The sequence below is a fragment of the Pseudomonas sp. 18058 genome (assembly GCF_902706155.1).
Taxonomy (GTDB): Bacteria; Pseudomonadota; Gammaproteobacteria; order Pseudomonadales; family Pseudomonadaceae; genus Aquipseudomonas; species Aquipseudomonas rustica.
In genome coordinates this window covers 26737-42715 of sequence record NZ_CACSJY010000012.1, presented here as the reverse complement: position 1 = coordinate 42715, position 15979 = coordinate 26737, and the positions used below count along the sequence as shown (strand labels likewise).

Annotated in this window: 16 protein-coding genes and 1 tRNA gene; 11 read left to right on the top strand and 6 right to left on the bottom strand. The window is 58.6% G+C overall.

Features of this window, described 5'->3' with window-relative positions:
• Window positions 1–93 precede the first annotated feature (93 nt).
• From ybgC to nadA, 11 genes are all read left to right on the top strand, one after another.
• Window positions 94–561, top strand: a complete 468-nt coding sequence (ybgC, locus tag GVL50_RS08875; RefSeq protein ID WP_053123077.1) for a tol-pal system-associated acyl-CoA thioesterase — start codon at window positions 94–96, stop codon at window positions 559–561.
• The gene (tolQ, locus tag GVL50_RS08870; RefSeq protein ID WP_008080223.1) at window positions 551–1246 is read left to right on the top strand and encodes a protein TolQ; all 696 of its coding nucleotides are present in this window, start codon (window positions 551–553) and stop codon (window positions 1244–1246) included. Before ybgC ends, tolQ begins: the two co-directional genes overlap by 11 nt.
• Window positions 1247–1269: 23 nt before the next feature.
• Window positions 1270–1722, top strand: a complete 453-nt coding sequence (tolR, locus tag GVL50_RS08865) for a protein TolR (RefSeq protein ID WP_161806672.1) — start codon at window positions 1270–1272, stop codon at window positions 1720–1722.
• Window positions 1722–2801, top strand: a complete 1080-nt coding sequence (gene tolA, locus GVL50_RS08860) for a cell envelope integrity protein TolA (protein ID WP_053123075.1) — start codon at window positions 1722–1724, stop codon at window positions 2799–2801. Before tolR ends, tolA begins: the two co-directional genes overlap by 1 nt.
• Before the next feature lie 17 nt (window positions 2802–2818).
• Window positions 2819–4099 (top strand): Tol-Pal system beta propeller repeat protein TolB, encoded by a 1281-nt coding sequence (gene tolB, locus GVL50_RS08855; RefSeq protein WP_172680149.1) that lies wholly within the window; start codon window positions 2819–2821, stop codon window positions 4097–4099.
• Window positions 4100–4151: 52 nt separating this feature from the next.
• On the top strand, window positions 4152–4649 hold the full coding sequence (gene pal / locus GVL50_RS08850; protein ID WP_003178634.1) for a peptidoglycan-associated lipoprotein Pal: 498 nt from the start codon (window positions 4152–4154) through the stop codon (window positions 4647–4649).
• Window positions 4650–4655: 6 nt separating this feature from the next.
• Window positions 4656–5498 carry a tol-pal system protein YbgF gene (gene ybgF / locus GVL50_RS08845; protein WP_053123074.1) on the top strand — a complete coding sequence of 281 codons (843 nt, stop codon included), beginning with the start codon at window positions 4656–4658 and terminating at the stop codon, window positions 5496–5498.
• A gap of 166 nt (window positions 5499–5664) precedes the next feature.
• The gene (gene queE / locus GVL50_RS08840; protein WP_159812532.1) at window positions 5665–6312 is read left to right on the top strand and encodes a 7-carboxy-7-deazaguanine synthase QueE; all 648 of its coding nucleotides are present in this window, start codon (window positions 5665–5667) and stop codon (window positions 6310–6312) included.
• A gap of 1 nt (window position 6313) precedes the next feature.
• A complete protein-coding gene (gene queC, locus GVL50_RS08835) occupies window positions 6314–7006 on the top strand; it encodes a 7-cyano-7-deazaguanine synthase QueC (protein ID WP_159812531.1) in 693 nt (230 codons plus the stop codon).
• A 62-nt stretch (window positions 7007–7068) separates the two neighbouring features.
• Window positions 7069–7144 (top strand) — tRNA-Lys (locus GVL50_RS08830).
• 271 nt (window positions 7145–7415) lie between these two features.
• Window positions 7416–8474: a quinolinate synthase NadA gene (gene nadA, locus GVL50_RS08825; RefSeq protein ID WP_159812530.1), complete on the top strand. Its 1059-nt coding sequence runs from the start codon at window positions 7416–7418 to the stop codon at window positions 8472–8474.
• 82 nt (window positions 8475–8556) lie between these two features.
• On the opposite strand, the gene GVL50_RS08820 is transcribed toward nadA, so the two are convergent.
• The 6 genes from GVL50_RS08820 to gcvH all read right to left on the bottom strand — a co-directional run bounded on the left by GVL50_RS08820 (window position 8557) and on the right by gcvH (window position 15841).
• Window positions 8557–9045 carry an RDD family protein gene (locus tag GVL50_RS08820; RefSeq protein WP_053123069.1) on the bottom strand — a complete coding sequence of 163 codons (489 nt, stop codon included), beginning with the start codon at window positions 9043–9045 and terminating at the stop codon, window positions 8557–8559.
• A 97-nt stretch (window positions 9046–9142) separates the two neighbouring features.
• Window positions 9143–9355, bottom strand: a complete 213-nt coding sequence (locus GVL50_RS08815) for a cold-shock protein (RefSeq protein ID WP_003227496.1) — start codon at window positions 9353–9355, stop codon at window positions 9143–9145.
• A gap of 404 nt (window positions 9356–9759) precedes the next feature.
• Entirely contained in the window at window positions 9760–10884 is a 1125-nt protein-coding gene (gene gcvT, locus GVL50_RS08810; RefSeq protein WP_159812529.1) for a glycine cleavage system aminomethyltransferase GcvT, read from the bottom strand.
• A gap of 146 nt (window positions 10885–11030) precedes the next feature.
• The gene (locus tag GVL50_RS08805; RefSeq protein ID WP_159812528.1) at window positions 11031–12407 is read right to left on the bottom strand and encodes an L-serine ammonia-lyase; all 1377 of its coding nucleotides are present in this window, start codon (window positions 12405–12407) and stop codon (window positions 11031–11033) included.
• A 186-nt stretch (window positions 12408–12593) separates the two neighbouring features.
• Window positions 12594–15446, bottom strand: a complete 2853-nt coding sequence (gene gcvP / locus GVL50_RS08800; RefSeq protein WP_159812527.1) for an aminomethyl-transferring glycine dehydrogenase — start codon at window positions 15444–15446, stop codon at window positions 12594–12596.
• Between the two features lie 11 nt (window positions 15447–15457).
• Complete coding sequence (gcvH, locus tag GVL50_RS08795; RefSeq protein ID WP_159812526.1) at window positions 15458–15841, bottom strand: glycine cleavage system protein GcvH; 384 nt, start codon at window positions 15839–15841, stop codon at window positions 15458–15460.
• Between the last annotated feature and the right edge of the window lie 138 nt (window positions 15842–15979).

Genomic DNA, 15979 nt, shown 5'->3' with positions numbered 1-15979 from the left:
CTGTCAGACGACGGTACTTTTGCGTTAAAGCTTTGAAACCATGAAAAACAGTTGCCTGGCCGGATTGGCAACCTGAGGAGTAAGCACTAGAGTATGCGCGCGCAAAACGGGCTTGGGCCGTTCGCACATCGTTGTCGCGTTTATTACGAGGACACCGATGCGGGCGGCATCGTGTATTACGTTAATTACCTCAAGTTTATGGAACGGGCTCGAACCGAGCGGCTGCGTGAACTGGGCTTTGCCCAATCGCAGTTGGCAGGGGAGGATCTGTTGTTTGTCGTGCATTCCAGCGAAGCGCGTTACCACGCGCCGGCGCGACTGGATGACGAACTGCTGGTAAGCGCTGAAGTAATCGAATTGAACCGTGCCAGCCTGCGCTTTAAACAGCAGGTCAGGCGGGCTACGGATAATGTGCTGCTCTGTGAAGGGCAGTTTTTGGTGGCCTGTGTGCGCACTAACAGTTTGAAACCCCGGGCCCTTCCCGAAGACTTGCGTGCGGCCTTTGCCGACGCGGTCGGCCCGGGTACACACTCAAAGCAGGAGATAAAGCGTGGAAGCTAACGTCGTCGACCATTCCTCCATGTGGAGCCTGGTCAGCAATGCCAGCATCGTGGTGCAGTTGGTAATGTTGACCCTGGTGGCCGCATCGGTGACCTCATGGATCATGATCTTTCAGCGCAGCAATCTGCTGCGTGCCGGTCGACGCGCCCTGGAGAGCTTCGAAGAGCGCTTCTGGTCGGGTATCGATCTGTCCAAACTGTACCGTCAGGCGGGCAGCAACCCGGATCCGGATTCGGGCGTCGAGCAAATCTTCCGCGCCGGTTTCAAAGAGTTCTCGCGTCTGCGTCAGCAGCCAGGTGTCGACCCTGAAGCGGTGATGGAAGGTGTGGCCCGTGCCATGCGCGTTGCCATTTCCCGTGAAGAAGAGAAACTCGAGCAAAGCCTGCCGTTCCTCGCCACCGTTGGTTCGGTCAGCCCGTACATCGGTCTGTTCGGTACCGTGTGGGGCATCATGAACTCCTTCCGCGGTCTGGCCAGCGCCCAGCAAGCAACCCTGGCCACTGTGGCCCCGGGTATCGCCGAAGCCCTGATCGCCACCGCGATCGGTCTGTTCGCCGCGATCCCTGCGGTTATCGCTTACAACCGTTTCGCCGCTCGCAGCGAAACCTTGCTGGGCCGCTACTACACCTTCGCCGATGAATTCCAGGCGATCCTGCACCGCAAAGTGCACACCAGCGAAGAATAAGCAGGTAATTTCCAATGGCTTTAATCGCTCGAGCTCGCAAAAAGCGCAAGCCGGTCGCCGAGATGAACGTGGTGCCTTACATCGACGTGATGTTGGTGCTGCTGGTCATCTTCATGGTGACCGCGCCGATGCTCAATCAGGGCGTGAAAGTTGATCTGCCCAAGGTTTCCAGCGAAGCCTTGCCGCAGGACAACAACACGCAAGTCCTGACCATTTCGATCAAGGCTGACAAGACCTACTACTGGAACCTTGGCAGCGAAGTCGATACCGAGAAGCAACAGGACAGGGCCATGACCCTGCCGCAAATGACCGACGCGGTGACCAAGATCATTCGTGCCGGCACCGAAGGCGGCAAGCGTACCCAGGTCTTCATCCGCGGTGACAAGACCGTCGATTATGGTTCCGTCATGGGCGCCATGGGCGGGTTGCAGAAAGCCGGGGTCGGTAATGTTGGTTTGATTACCGAGGCCCCCTGATGCAGCAACAGCGAGAGCCGTCCGCCTCGGAAAGCTACTTCTGGCCTAGTGTTCTGGCAATTGTCCTGCACGTGCTGGTGTTCGGCATGCTGTTCGTCAGTTTCGCCTTTACACCAGAGCTGCCGCCGGCCAAGCCGATTGTCCAGGCGACCCTGTACCAGCTGAAATCGAAAAGTCAGGCAACCACCCAGACCAATCAGAAGATTGCGGGTGAGGCGAAGAAATCCGCCGCGCGTCAGACCGAAGTCGAGCAGATGGAGCAGAAAAAGGTCGAGCAGGAAGAGATCAAGGCTGCGGCGGAACAAAAGAAAGAAGAAGCGGCTCAAAAAGCCGAGGAAGCCAAGAAGGCCGACGAGTCGAAAAAAGCGGACGAAGCGAAAAAGGCTGATGAAGCCAAAAAAGCCGACGACGCGAAAAAGGCTGAGGCGAAAAAGGCAGAAGAGAAACAATTGGCTGATATAGCCAAGAAGAAAGCCGAAGACGAAGCCAAAAAGGCTGCTGAAGAAGAGGCCAAGAAAGCGGCCGCTGAAGAAGCCAAGAAGAAGATTGTCGAAGACGCGAAGAAGAAAGCCGCCGACGACGCCAAGAAGAAAGCTGAAGCTGACGAGGCGAAGAAGAAAGTCGCCGACGAAGCGAAGAAGAAAGCTGCTGCCGATGCTGCGAAGAAGAAAGCGCAGGATGCGGCACGTAAATCGACCGAAGACAAAAAGGCTCAGGCCTTGGCCGATTTGCTTTCCGACACGCCGCAGCGCCAGCAGGCTTTGGCGGATGAGCAGGGTGACGAAGTCGCGGGCAGTTTCGATGACCTGATTCGTGCGCGAGCAGCAGAAGGTTGGGCTCGACCACCTTCGGCACGTAAAGGCATGACGGTCGTGCTGCAAATCGGCATGTTGCCGGACGGTACGGTGACTTCGGTCAGCGTGTCCAAGTCCAGCGGCGATGGTCCGTTTGATGCTTCGGCAGTGGCGGCAGTGAAGAATATTGGACGTTTGACAGAAATGCAGGGAATGAAGCCGAGCGATTTCGCTCCGTATCGTTCATTCAAGATGACATTCACACCTGAGGATCTAGCCTTGTGAGAAACCTTCTTCGAGGAATGCTGGTCGTGATCTGCTGCATGGCAGGGATCGCGATGGCTGATGAAAAGAACATTCTGGTTACCAGCGGCAGTGATCGGGCTACTCCGATCGCGGTTGTACCGTTTGGTATGCAGGGCGGTGCCGTCCTGCCGGACGACATGGCTGAAATCATTGGTAACGATTTGCGTAACTCGGGCTACTACTCGCCGATTCCAAAGCAAAACATGATCAGCCAGCCAAGCCAGCCGAGCGAAATCATCTTCCGTGACTGGAAGGCGGTGGGTGCTCAATACATGATGGTCGGCAGCATTGCTCCAGCCGGCGGTCGCCTGCAGGTGCAATGGGCACTGTTCAACGTTGCCACCGAACAGAAAGTGGCTGACGGCAGTGTCTCCGGTACCACGGATCAAATCCGCGACATGGCGCACTTCATTGCTGACCAGTCGTTCGAAAAACTCACCGGTATCCCGGGTGCGTTTTCGACTCGCCTGCTGTACGTGACGGCCGAGCGTTTCTCCGAGAAGAACACTCGCTACACCCTGCAACGTTCGGACTACGACGGTGCTCGCGCCGTGACTCTGCTGCAATCGCGTGAGCCGATCCTGTCGCCGCGTTTCGCACCGGATGGCAAGCGCATCGCCTATGTTTCGTTTGAACAGCGCCGTCCGCGCATCTTCATGCAGAACATCGACACCGGTCGCCGTGAGCAGATCACCAACTTCGAAGGTTTGAACGGTGCACCGGCCTGGTCGCCGAATGGTGATCGTCTGGCGTTCGTCCTGTCGAAAGACGGTAACCCGGACATTTACGTGATGAACCTGGCTTCGCGTCAGATCACTCGCGTGACCGCAGGTCCAGGCATCAATACCGAACCGTACTGGGGCAAGGATGGTTCGACCATCTACTTCACCTCGGATCGCGGCGGCAAGCCACAGATCTACAAAACCAGCGCCAGTGGCGGCGGTGCGGAGCGAGTGACCTTCATCGGTAACTACAACGCCAACCCTAAATTGTCGGCGGATGAAAAGACCCTGGTGATGATCCATCGTCAGGACGGTTTCACCAATTTCAAGGTGGCAGCCCAGGATTTGCAGCGAGGTAGTGTAAAGATCCTCACTGATAGCACTCTGGACGAGTCGCCTACTGTTGCGCCCAACGGCACCATGGTAATCTACGCCACCCGCCAACAGGGCCGGGGAGTCTTGATGCTCGTGTCCATTAATGGACGCGTTAGGCTCCCGCTTCCTACCGCTCAAGGCGAAGTCAGAGAACCGTCCTGGTCCCCTTACCTGAAGTGAGCGGGCGCTACACGTTTTACTTAACACACTGGGGTTCATTAGGAGTTTCACGATGGAAATGCTGAAGTTTGGTAAATTTGCTGCGCTGGCTCTGGCCATGGCTGTAGCTGTAGGTTGCTCGTCCAAAGGCGGCGACAACGCCGGTGAAGGCGCTGTTGATCCAAACGCTGGTTACGGCGCAAACACTGGTGCCGTTGACGGTTCCCTGAGCGAAGAAGCTGCTCTGCGCGCAATCACCACCTTCTACTTCGAATACGACAGCTCGGACCTGAAGCCAGAAGCCATGCGCGCTCTGGACGTTCACGCCAAAGACCTGAAAGCAAACGGCGCTCGCGTTGTTCTGGAAGGCAACACCGACGAACGTGGTACTCGTGAGTACAACATGGCACTGGGCGAGCGTCGTGCGAAAGCCGTTCAACGCTACCTGGTACTGCAAGGTGTTTCCCCAGCTCAGCTGGAACTGGTTTCCTACGGCGAAGAGCGTCCAGTTGCTACCGGCAACGACGAGCAGTCCTGGGCTCAAAACCGTCGCGTCGAACTGCGTAAGTAATTCGATATGCGAACGTGCCGTCGTGCTGTAACTGTTCTGGCTCTCAGCCTCGCGCCGCTTGCAGCGTGGGCTGCGGTTCCTGTGGTCGATGACAACTCCGGTTATAACAATAGCGGGAGCAGTTATCCGCCTGCAGGTTACGGTACGAACGGCGCCTATGCCGGGGGAGCGGCTTCGGCCCCTGCCTCGGCACAAGGCATGCTGTTCAACCAATTGCAACAGATGCAGGATCAGATCTCGCGCCAGCAAGGCGTGATTGAAGAACTGCAGAATCAGGTTGCGCGCATGAAGCAGGAATCCCTGGAGCGATACCAGGATCTTGATCGGCGCATAGGATCCGGTGCTGCACCTGCCGCGACTCCCGAGAATTCTTCTGCCGGTGGCGACGCAAGCGCTGCTGCCGGTGCTGCCGCTGGTGCAGGGGCTGCTGCTGCAGCAACCCAGGCCCCGGCTGCGGGTAGCGAACCGGCTGATCCGGCCAAAGAAAAGCTGTATTACGATGCCGCTTTCGACCTGATCAAAGCCAAGGATTTCGACAAGGCCAGCCAGGCTTTTGCCGCTTTCCTGCGCAAATACCCGAACAGCCAATACGCGGGCAACGCCCAGTACTGGTTGGGCGAAGTCAACTTGGCCAAAGGCGATCTGCAAGGTGCGGGTCAGGCTTTCGCCAAGGTTTCGCAGCTGTATCCCAAGCACGCCAAAGTGCCGGATTCGCTGTACAAGCTGGCTGATGTAGAGCGCCGCCTTGGTCACACCGACAAGGTCAAAGGCATTCTGCAGCAAGTGGTGGCCCAATATCCGGGTACCTCCGCCGCTCAGTTGGCCCAACGCGATCTGCAACGCATGTAAGGCCGTTTGACCTTTCAAGAAGAAACCCGCGCTTGTCGCGGGTTTTTTCGTTAGAATTCACGCCCTTTTTCTGAAACACGCTTCTTGCGGTCTACGCGTTGGCGGGATTGCCTGAAGTGCCTGACGGAGGCGGACAGCCTGTTTAGCTGTTACGCCCGTGGCGACTATGCAAGACACATTGAGAATCACCGAAGTTTTCTACTCTTTGCAGGGGGAAACGCGGACTGCCGGGCTGCCCACTGTTTTTGTGCGCCTGACCGGTTGCCCTTTGCGTTGCCAATACTGCGACAGCGCCTATGCGTTCAGTGGCGGCACCGTGCGCAGCCTCGACGACATCCTCGAGCAAGTGGCCGGATTTCGTCCTCGCTACGTTTGTGTCACCGGCGGTGAGCCGCTGGCACAACCCAATGCCATTCCTCTGCTTAAACAGTTGTGTGATGCCGGTTACGAGGTCTCGCTGGAAACCAGCGGCGCCCTCGACGTCTCGGCGGTCGATCCGCGCGTCAGTCGCGTGGTTGACCTGAAAACGCCGGGTTCGAAAGAAGCCCATCGCAACCGTTACGAAAATATCGAATTGCTGACCCCCAACGATCAGGTGAAGTTTGTCATCTGCTCGCGGGAAGACTATGACTGGGCGGTATCGAAACTGATTCAGTACGGGCTTGATCGACGTGCGGGCGAAGTGCTGTTTTCGCCAAGTCATCATGACCTCAATGCCAGGGATCTGGCGGACTGGGTGGTGGCAGACAACCTGCCAGTGCGGTTGCAACTGCAGCTGCATAAATATCTATGGAATGATGAGCCGGGGCGCTGATATGACTGAACAACTGAACACTAACGAAAAACGTGCGGTAATCCTGCTGTCCGGTGGTCTCGACTCGGCAACGGTCGTGGCCATGGCCCGCGCTGAAGGTTACGCCTGCTACACCATGAGCTTCGACTACGGTCAGCGCTCCCACGCCGAATTGCACGCCGCTGCACGCGTCGCCCGCGATTTGGGTGTGGTCGAGCACAAAGTGATTGGCCTGAACCTGAACGGCATGGGCGGCTCGGCCCTGACCGACACCAGCATCGACATTCCGGAAGAACTCGGCGAAGGCATTCCGGTGACCTACGTGCCGGCACGTAACACCGTGTTCCTGTCGTTGGCATTGGGTTGGGCAGAAGTAGTTGGCGCGCGCGACATCTTTATCGGTGTGAACGCGGTGGACTATTCCGGTTACCCGGATTGCCGTCCCGAGTTCATCGAGTCGTTCGAGCGCATGGCCAACCTGGCAACCAAGGCTGGCGTGGAAGGCAATGGCTTCCGCATCCAGGCGCCGTTGCAGAACCTGAGCAAGGCGCAGATCGTCCAGGCCGGCGTGAAGCTGGGCGTTGATTATGGTCTCACCGTTTCCTGCTATCAGGCCGACGATGAAGGCCGCGCGTGCGCCAAATGCGACAGCTGCCGCCTGCGTGCGGAAGGCTTCGCGGCCGCTGGTGTGGACGACCCAACACCTTATTTTTGATTATTTTCAAAAAGGTGTTGAATAGTCCTTAAAAATCAGTATTATACGCGCCACCACACAGCGGGTCGTTAGCTCAGTTGGTAGAGCAGTTGGCTTTTAACCAATTGGTCGTAGGTTCGAATCCCACACGACCCACCATTTTTGGCGGTTTAGAAAATCCGGAAGGCCCACGCAAGTGAGGATTTCCGGGTTTTTTTTTGCCTGCAATTCGGCCCCGCGTCGTTTCAGTGTCAGCAGCGCTGACGCAGGTCAGAATGATCTTTTGTATCAACGGGATATTCTGTAGCCTTGCGCAGCTTCAATGCTGTCCGTGCCTGATAATACTCACTCTCCCGGCGGTACCCTCAAGCGGTCCGGAGCCGGGTGTATACTCGACTTTCGCGCGAACGCGCCTGCAGGTCTTGCGAACATGACGCAGATTTCCGAACGCCTTCTGGTTCAAGCCCACCTCGATGCCAAACAGCCCAAACCGCTGACGGCTGAGGAAGAGGCTTATTACCGTGCCGCCATCGCCGCCGAGCTCAAGGCTCAGGACGCGGTGCTGGTTGCCCACTTTTATTGCGACCCGGTGATTCAGGCTCTGGCCGAAGAAACCGGCGGTTGCGTGTCCGACTCCCTGGAAATGGCGCGCTTCGGCAACGCCCACCCGGCCAAGACCGTGGTGGTCGCCGGCGTGAAGTTCATGGGCGAGACCGCGAAGATTCTCAACCCGGAAAAACGCGTGCTGATGCCGACGCTTGAGGCGACCTGCTCGCTGGATCTGGGTTGCCCGGTCGACGAGTTCTCGGCGTTCTGCGATCAGCACCCGGAGCGTACGGTGGTGGTCTACGCCAACACCTCCGCTGCTGTTAAAGCGCGAGCCGACTGGGTGGTGACATCGAGTTGCGCGCTGGAGATCGTCGAAAGCCTGATGGACAACGGCGAGACGATTATCTGGGGCCCTGACAAGCACCTGGGGACGTACATCCAGCGCAAGACTGGCGTCGACATGCTGTTGTGGGACGGTGCCTGTATCGTCCACGAGGAGTTCAAGTCCAAGCAGCTCGAAGACATGAAAGCGTTGTACCCGGACGCCGCGATTCTGGTGCACCCGGAGTCACCGACCTCGGTGATCGAGCTGGCAGACGCCGTGGGCTCGACCAGTCAGCTGATTGCCGCTGCACAGTCGTTGCCGAACAAGACGCTGATCGTTGCGACCGACCGTGGCATCTTCTACAAGATGCAGCAGCTGTGCCCGGACAAGGTCTTCATCGAGGCGCCAACCGCCGGTAACGGCGCAGCGTGCCGCAGTTGCGCACATTGCCCGTGGATGGCCATGAACACCCTTGAGCGCACGCTGAAGAGCTTGAAGGAAGGCACGAACGAGATCTTTGTCGATCCGGCGCTGATTCCGCAGGCGATTCGCCCGTTGAAGCGCATGCTCGACTTCACCCAGGCTGCACGGATGAAGTTGGCCGGTAACGCCTAAAAGCAAAAGATCGCAGCCTTCGGCAGCTCCTACATTGATCCCTGTAGGAGCTGTCGAAGGCTGCGATCTTTTTTGTGGGCGCTTACTTTTGTTTCTTCGGGATTCGCACCACGCGCGTATCCGAATAGATGTCATGCCACGTGCGCTTCTGCTTGTCGTACAGCGACCAGAAAAAACCCAGTCCCACGCACAGCCACGACGCAATCGACACCATAAACCGCAACAGCGCCTGCCACAGGCTGATCGCACTGCCATCCGCGTTCTGCACGCGAATCCCCCACACCTGCATGCCCAGTGTCTGCCCGCCGTGGGTCCAGAACTTGGCGAAGAAGGCGAACAACACCAACAGCAGCACGGTGGAGTACAGCGGATCGCCGTCCATTTTTCCGGCATCGGTCAGCACGCGCAGGCGTTCTTCGCCGATGATCGCGGCCTGGATCAGTTTGTAAATGAAACCGGTGACGATCAACAGTGCCGTGCACAGCAGAAAGTCATAGAACATCGCGGCCAGACGACGGCCCAGGCCAACGGCAGGAAAATCGCCCTGGGGAGTGAGCAGGTTTTTCGACATGGCAGCCTCTGGACGCAAAAGGAAGCGCCATTTTACGGGTTCGCGCGCACAAAAAAGCCCCTGATATCAATATCAGGGGCTTTTTCGTTACAGAAGATTAGGCTTCTGCTTGTACTTCGTCAGCCTGCATGCCTTTCTGGCCTTGCACAGCAACGAAAGTCACTTTCTGGCCTTCTTTCAGGCTCTTGAAGCCGTTGCCCTGAATGGCGCGGAAATGCACGAACAGATCCGGACCGCTTTCTGGAGTGATAAAACCAAAACCTTTCTCGTCGTTAAACCACTTGACGGTACCGCTCTGACGTGTGGACATTTCTTATTTCCTTTGACGCAAAAATTAATGACAGTCTCTTTCACATGAAAGAGTACTGGGGCTGGTTGCAGGAGAGTAAGAAGACGTCGAACGGGATGTAGCTAACTTGTAGGCTACTGCCCAGGTCACGATTCAAAGCTGACCCATGCAAACACAGTGAACAAACTCTACGCCAACTACGGGAGAAAAAACAAGCCCCCGTGAAGGCCCCGGTTTCCCTACGCTTGATGGCAATTAGTCAGTTCACTAGTGCGGCTTAGGCGATTCGCTTGTTCAATTGTTTTCGATCGTTATAAGCAAAGTTCATATTCGAATAGAAGGGTGGGAGGTGCACTGTTTTATGGCGGTTGCGTTACACATTAGTGCACGTTTAACGCAACCGCGTTACTTATAGAAACAGTCAATCAACCACGGTAGTAGCGTTGCGGAACAAATGGCATTTTGCTTACAAGCATTGGCACCTTTTTCCCACGCACGATGGCCCATACGACGGTATCGATCGCGTTATAAGCCTTGTCGAGGTAACCCATCGCCAAAGGCCCGCCAAGAGTCGGACCGAAACCGCCGCTGCACACGCTGCCGATGATCTCGCCGGCTTCGTTGACGATTTCGGCGCCTTCGCGCACCGGGGTACGTTCTTGCGGCAGCAGGCCGACGCGTTTACGTGCGACGCCATTCTGTTGCTGTGCGAATACCTGCTCTGCACCCGGGAAACCACCGGCCCGCGCGCCGTCTGCACGACGGGGCTTGGAGATCGCCCACAACAGGCTGGCTTCGATCGGTGTGGTTTCGGTGTTCATGTCGTGGCCGTACAAGCACAGGCCGGCTTCGAGGCGCAGCGAATCGCGGGCGCCGAGGCCGATGGCCTGGACTTCCGGTTCGGCGAGCAGGGCACGGGCGAGTTTTGCTGCATCAGCGGCAGGAACGGAGATTTCGAAACCGTCTTCACCGGTGTAGCCCGAGCGGCTGACGAAACAATCCACGGCCAGCAACGACACGCGGTTGAATTGCATGAAGGTCATCTTCGCGACTTCAGGTGCAAGGCGCGCCAGCACCGTAACGGCTGCCGGGCCTTGCAGCGCCAGCAGGGCGCGCTCTTCGAACAGCTCTGTGATGGTGCACTGGTCGCCGATGTGTTTTTGCAGATGGGCGAGATCCTGATCCTTGCACGCGGCGTTGACCACCAGGAACAGTTCGTCGTTGCCGAGGTTGGCGACCATCAGGTCATCGAGGATGCCGCCGGTCTCGTTGGTGAACATGGCGTAACGCTGCATGCCCACCGGCAGGTCGATGATGTCCACCGGCACCAGGGTTTCCAGGGCTTTGGCGGCGTTGGCGCCGGTCAGGCGGATCTGGCCCATGTGCGAGACGTCGAACAGCCCGGCGTGTTCACGGGTGTGCTGGTGTTCTTTCATCACGCCGAGCGGGTATTGCACCGGCATGTCGTAGCCGGCGAACGGCACCATGCGGGCGCCGAGTTCGATGTGCAGCGCGTGAAGTGGAGTTTTCGACAGTTGTTCGGTGGACATGCGTGGCTCCTTGAAAATTTGGGTTGGGGTAAGGGCAAGATCAAGATCAAAAGCCCCTCACCAGCCCTCTCCCGGAGGGAGAGGGAGTTAGTTACGTTTCTCTCCCAGGGGGAGAGGTGGTCGATTTCGTTTGGCTAGGTTCGCGATCAGCATTCGATAATGTTGACCGCCAGACCGCCGCGGGCGGTCTCTTTGTATTTGCTTTTCATGTCGGCGCCGGTCTGGCGCATGGTGCGGATGACTTTGTCGAGGGAGACGAAATGCTGGCCGTCGCCGCGCATGGCCATGCGCACTGCGTTGATGGCTTTCACCGAGCCCATCGCATTGCGCTCGATGCACGGCACCTGCACCAGACCGCCAATCGGGTCGCAGGTGAGGCCGAGGTTGTGCTCCATGCCGATTTCTGCGGCGTTCTCAACTTGCTGAACACTGCCACCGAGCACTTCACACAACGCGCCGGCCGCCATCGAACAAGCGACGCCGACTTCACCCTGACAACCGACTTCGGCGCCGGAGATCGACGCGTTTTCCTTGTAGAGAATGCCGATGGCCGCAGCGGTCAGCAGAAACCGCACCACGCCGTCGTCATTCGCGCCGGGGATAAAACGCATGTAGTAATGCAGCACCGCCGGAATAATCCCCGCCGCACCGTTGGTGGGTGCGGTGACCACGCGCCCACCGTTGGCGTTTTCTTCATTGACGGCGAGTGCGTAAAGGTTGACCCAGTCGAGCACCGACAACGGATCGCACAATGCTGATTCCGGGTTCTTGCACAGCTGCCGGTGCAACGCTGCCGCTCGGCGTTTGACTTTCAACCCACCGGGCAAAATACCTTCGTTACGGCAACCGGCAGCGACGCAATCCTGCATTACTTGCCAGATGTTCAGCAGGCCGGCGCGGGTTTCCGCTTCCGGGCGCCAGGCGCTTTCGTTGGTCAGCATCACCTGACTGATCGACAGACCATAGGTGGTGCAATTGCCGAGCAAATCCTTGGCACTTTTGAACGGGAAGGTCAGCGGCGTCGCGTCTTCGACGATGCGATCGGCACCGGCTGCGTCTTCATCGACGACAAAACCACCACCGACCGAGTAGTACTCGCGGCTGCGGATCTGCAGCCCGGCCGCATCGAAGGCGCGGAAGATCATGCCGTTGGGGTGATAGGCCAGCGGCTTGCGGATCATCGCCAGATGTTCTTTCTCGTTGAACGCAATGCTGTGCTCACCGAGCAGGTTCAAGCGGCCGTTGCTGCGAATTTCCTGCAGGCGCGCGGCGACGGTTTCGGTATCAACAGTGTCCGGGTGTTCGCCTTCGAGGCCGAGCAGCACGGCTTTGTCGCTGCCGTGACCTTTACCGGTGGCGCCAAGGGAACCGTATAACTCGACACGAACGCTGGCGGTGGCCGTCAGCAGGTTTTCACGGCGTAAACCTTCGGCGAAACGCGCAGCAGCACGCATCGGGCCGACGGTGTGGGAACTGGAGGGGCCGATGCCAATCTTGAACAGGTCGAACACGCTTAACGACATGAGTGGTTCTCCGGTTTCTTGTTATAGGAATTGGCGAAACATCAGGCTGGTTACATCCCCCTGTAGGAGCTGCCGAAGGCTGCGATCTTTTGATCCTGATCTTTCAACAGCAAGATCAAAAGATCGCAGCCTTCGGCAGCTCCTACAGGTGAAGCGGTGGGGGCGAGAAATTCGCCCCCAACACGTTTAAGCGTAGCTTTCGATCGACGGGCAGGCGCAGACCAAGTTGCGGTCGCCGAAGACGTTGTCGACACGACCGACCGGTGGCCAGTATTTGCCTTCAACTAACGACGCAACCGGGTAGACCGCTTGCTCGCGGCTGTACGGGTGCGTCCACTCGCCAACCAGTTCCGCTGCGGTGTGCGGAGCGTTTTTCAGCGGGTTGTCGTCCTTGTCCAGCGTGCCGTTTTCCACCGCGCGGATTTCTTCGCGGATGCGGATCATGGCGTCGCAGAAGCGATCCAGTTCTTCCTTGGATTCGCTTTCGGTCGGCTCGATCATCAGCGTGCCGGCGACCGGGAAGGACATGGTCGGCGCGTGGAAGCCGAAGTCGATCAGGCGCTTGGCGACGTCATCAACGCTGATGCCACTGCTGTCTTTCAACGGACGCAGATCAAGGATGCACTCGTGCGCCACCAGACCGTTGCTGCCGGTGTACAGCACTGGGTAGTGCTCTTCCAGACGACGGGAAATGTAGTTGGCGTTGAGGATCGCCAGTTGCGAAGCGCGTTTCAGGCCTGCGCCGCCCATCATGCGAATGTACATCCAAGTGATCGGCAGAATGCTTGCGCTGCCGAACGGTGCCGCGCAGACCGCGCCTTCTTTGCGTTCCATCTGGCCGTGGCCGGGCAGGAACGGCGTCAGGTGCGACTTGACGCCAATCGGGCCGACGCCCGGGCCGCCACCGCCGTGGGGGATGCAGAAGGTTTTGTGCAGGTTCAGGTGCGAGACGTCGCCGCCGAACTTGCCCGGTGCGCACAGGCCGACCATCGCGTTCATGTTGGCGCCGTCGATGTACACCTGGCCGCCGTTGTCATGAATGATCCCGCAGATTTCGCGGATGCCTTCTTCGAACACGCCGTGGGTCGACGGGTAAGTGATCATCAGCGCGGCGAGGTGTTCGCGGTGCTCGATGGCTTTGGCGCGCAAGTCTTCGATGTCGACGTTGCCGCGGGCATCGCACGCAGTCACGACCACGCGCATGCCAGCCATGTTGGCGGTGGCCGGGTTGGTGCCGTGGGCGGACGACGGGATCAGGCAGATGTCGCGACGCTCATCGCCACGGCTCTGGTGATAAGCGCGAATCGCCAACAGGCCAGCGTATTCACCTTGCGAACCGGCGTTCGGTTGCAGCGAGATCGCGTCGTAACCGGTGGCGGCGCAGAGCATCGCTTCCAGTTCGTCGGTCAGTTGCTGGTAACCGGCGCTTTGCTCGGCTGGGGCGAACGGGTGCAGGGCACCGAATTCAGCCCAGGTCACCGGGATCATTTCGCTGGCGGCGTTGAGTTTCATGGTGCACGAGCCCAACGGGATCATGGTGCGATCCAGTGCCAGATCCTTGTCTGCCAGTTTGCGCAGGTAGCGCATCAGCTCGGTTTCCGAGTGATAGCGATTGAACACAGGGTGGCTGAGGATTGGCGACTGACGTACCAGCGACGCAGGAATGGTGCTTTGCACGGAGGCGGCGAGGGCAGCAAAGTCCGGCAGGGTTTTGCCGTCGGCAAACAGGCCCCACAGGGTTTCGATATCCGCCTGGGTGGTGGTTTCGTCGACCGACAGGCCCAGGCGCTGAGCGTCGACCACGCGCAGGTTGATCTGCGCAGCGTGCGCCTTGTCGTGCAGTGCGGCGGTTTGTGCGCCGGTGGCGACGGTCAGGGTGTCGAAGAAGCTGGCTTGTTCAACTGTCGCGCCCAGCGCGGTCAGGCCCTTTGCCAGAATCGCGGTCAAGTGATGCACGCGGTTGGCGATCTGCGTCAGGCCTTTCGGGCCGTGGTAGACGGCGTACATGCTGGCGATGTTGGCCAGCAGCACTTGCGCGGTGCAGATGTTCGACGTGGCCTTCTCGCGACGGATGTGTTGCTCGCGGGTTTGCATCGCCAGACGCAGGGCCGGCTTGCCGAAACGGTCAACCGAAACACCGACCAGACGGCCCGGCATGTCGCGCTTGAACGCATCTTTGGTGGAGAAGTAAGCGGCGTGCGGGCCACCGAAGCCCAGCGGCACGCCGAAGCGTTGTGCCGAACCGATGGCGACGTCAGCGCCGAATTCGCCCGGGGCGGTCAGCAGAGTCAGAGCCAGCAAGTCAGCGGCCACGGCCACCAACGCGTTGGCGGCGTGGAAGCGTTCGGTCAGTTCGCGGTAGTCGAACACGTCACCATTGGCGGCCGGGTATTGCAGCAGCGCGCCGAAGAACGGCGTCACATCAGTCAGTTCACGCTCATCGCCCACTACAACTTCAATACCCAGCGGCTCGGCACGGGTGCGCAGCACGTCGAGGGTTTGCGGGTGGCTGTGGATCGAGGCGAAGAATTGGTGGCTGCCCTTGTTCTTGCTCAGGCGTTTGCAGAAGGTCATGGCTTCGGCAGCGGCGGTGGCTTCGTCGAGCAAGGATGCGTTGGCGATCGGTAGGCCGGTGAGGTCGCTGATCATGGTCTGGAAGTTCAGCAGCGCTTCGAGACGGCCCTGGGAAATTTCTGGCTGGTACGGCGTGTAAGCGGTGTACCAGGCCGGATTTTCCAGCAAGTTGCGCAGGATCGGCGACGGCGTGTGGCAGTTGTAGTAGCCCTGGCCGATGTAAGTCTTGAACAGCTGATTCTTGCCGGCGATGCCTTTGATCATCGCCAGAGCATCGGCTTCGCTGAGGCCGTCGTCCATGCCGAGCACGCTGGTGCCCTTGATGCTTTCCGGGATGACGCTGGCGCTCAGCGCTTCGAGCGAATCGAAGCCGAGGCTGTTGAGCATGGCTTGCTCGTCACCGGCGCGCGGGCCGATGTGACGGGCGATGAATTCGTTGGCGGTGCCAAGGTTTACTTGAGTCATGTCGGTGTTCCTCAGGCTTCGGCTTGGGCTTTGATCAGACGGTCGTACGCGTCCTGATCGAGCAGTTTGCCGACAGCGGCGGCGTCGCTTGGCTTGAAGCGGAAGAACCAGCCTTCGCCCAGCGGATCTTCGTTGACCAGTTCCGGGCTGTCTTCCAGCGCCGGGTTGGTTGCCAGCACTTCACCGTCGAGAGGCATGTACACGCCGCTGGCGGCTTTCACCGATTCCACGGTGGCGGCTTCGGCGCCTTTGTCGTACGCCTGCAATTCAGGCAGTTGCACGAACACCACGTCGCCCAAGGCGTTCTGCGCGAAAGCGGTGATGCCGACAGTAACGCTGCCGTCAGCTTCGGTGCGCAGCCATTCGTGATCTTCAGTAAAACGCAACTCGCTCATGGAAACTCCTCAGGGGCCAGACTCGTCTGGTGGACGCGGTGGAAGGCTTGGGCAGGGAAGCCCTTTATTTATGAAGGGTTGATTAGCAAGAACGCGGCCAAGGTTGATTTATCGTTATAAATCAATGAGTTGAGTGAT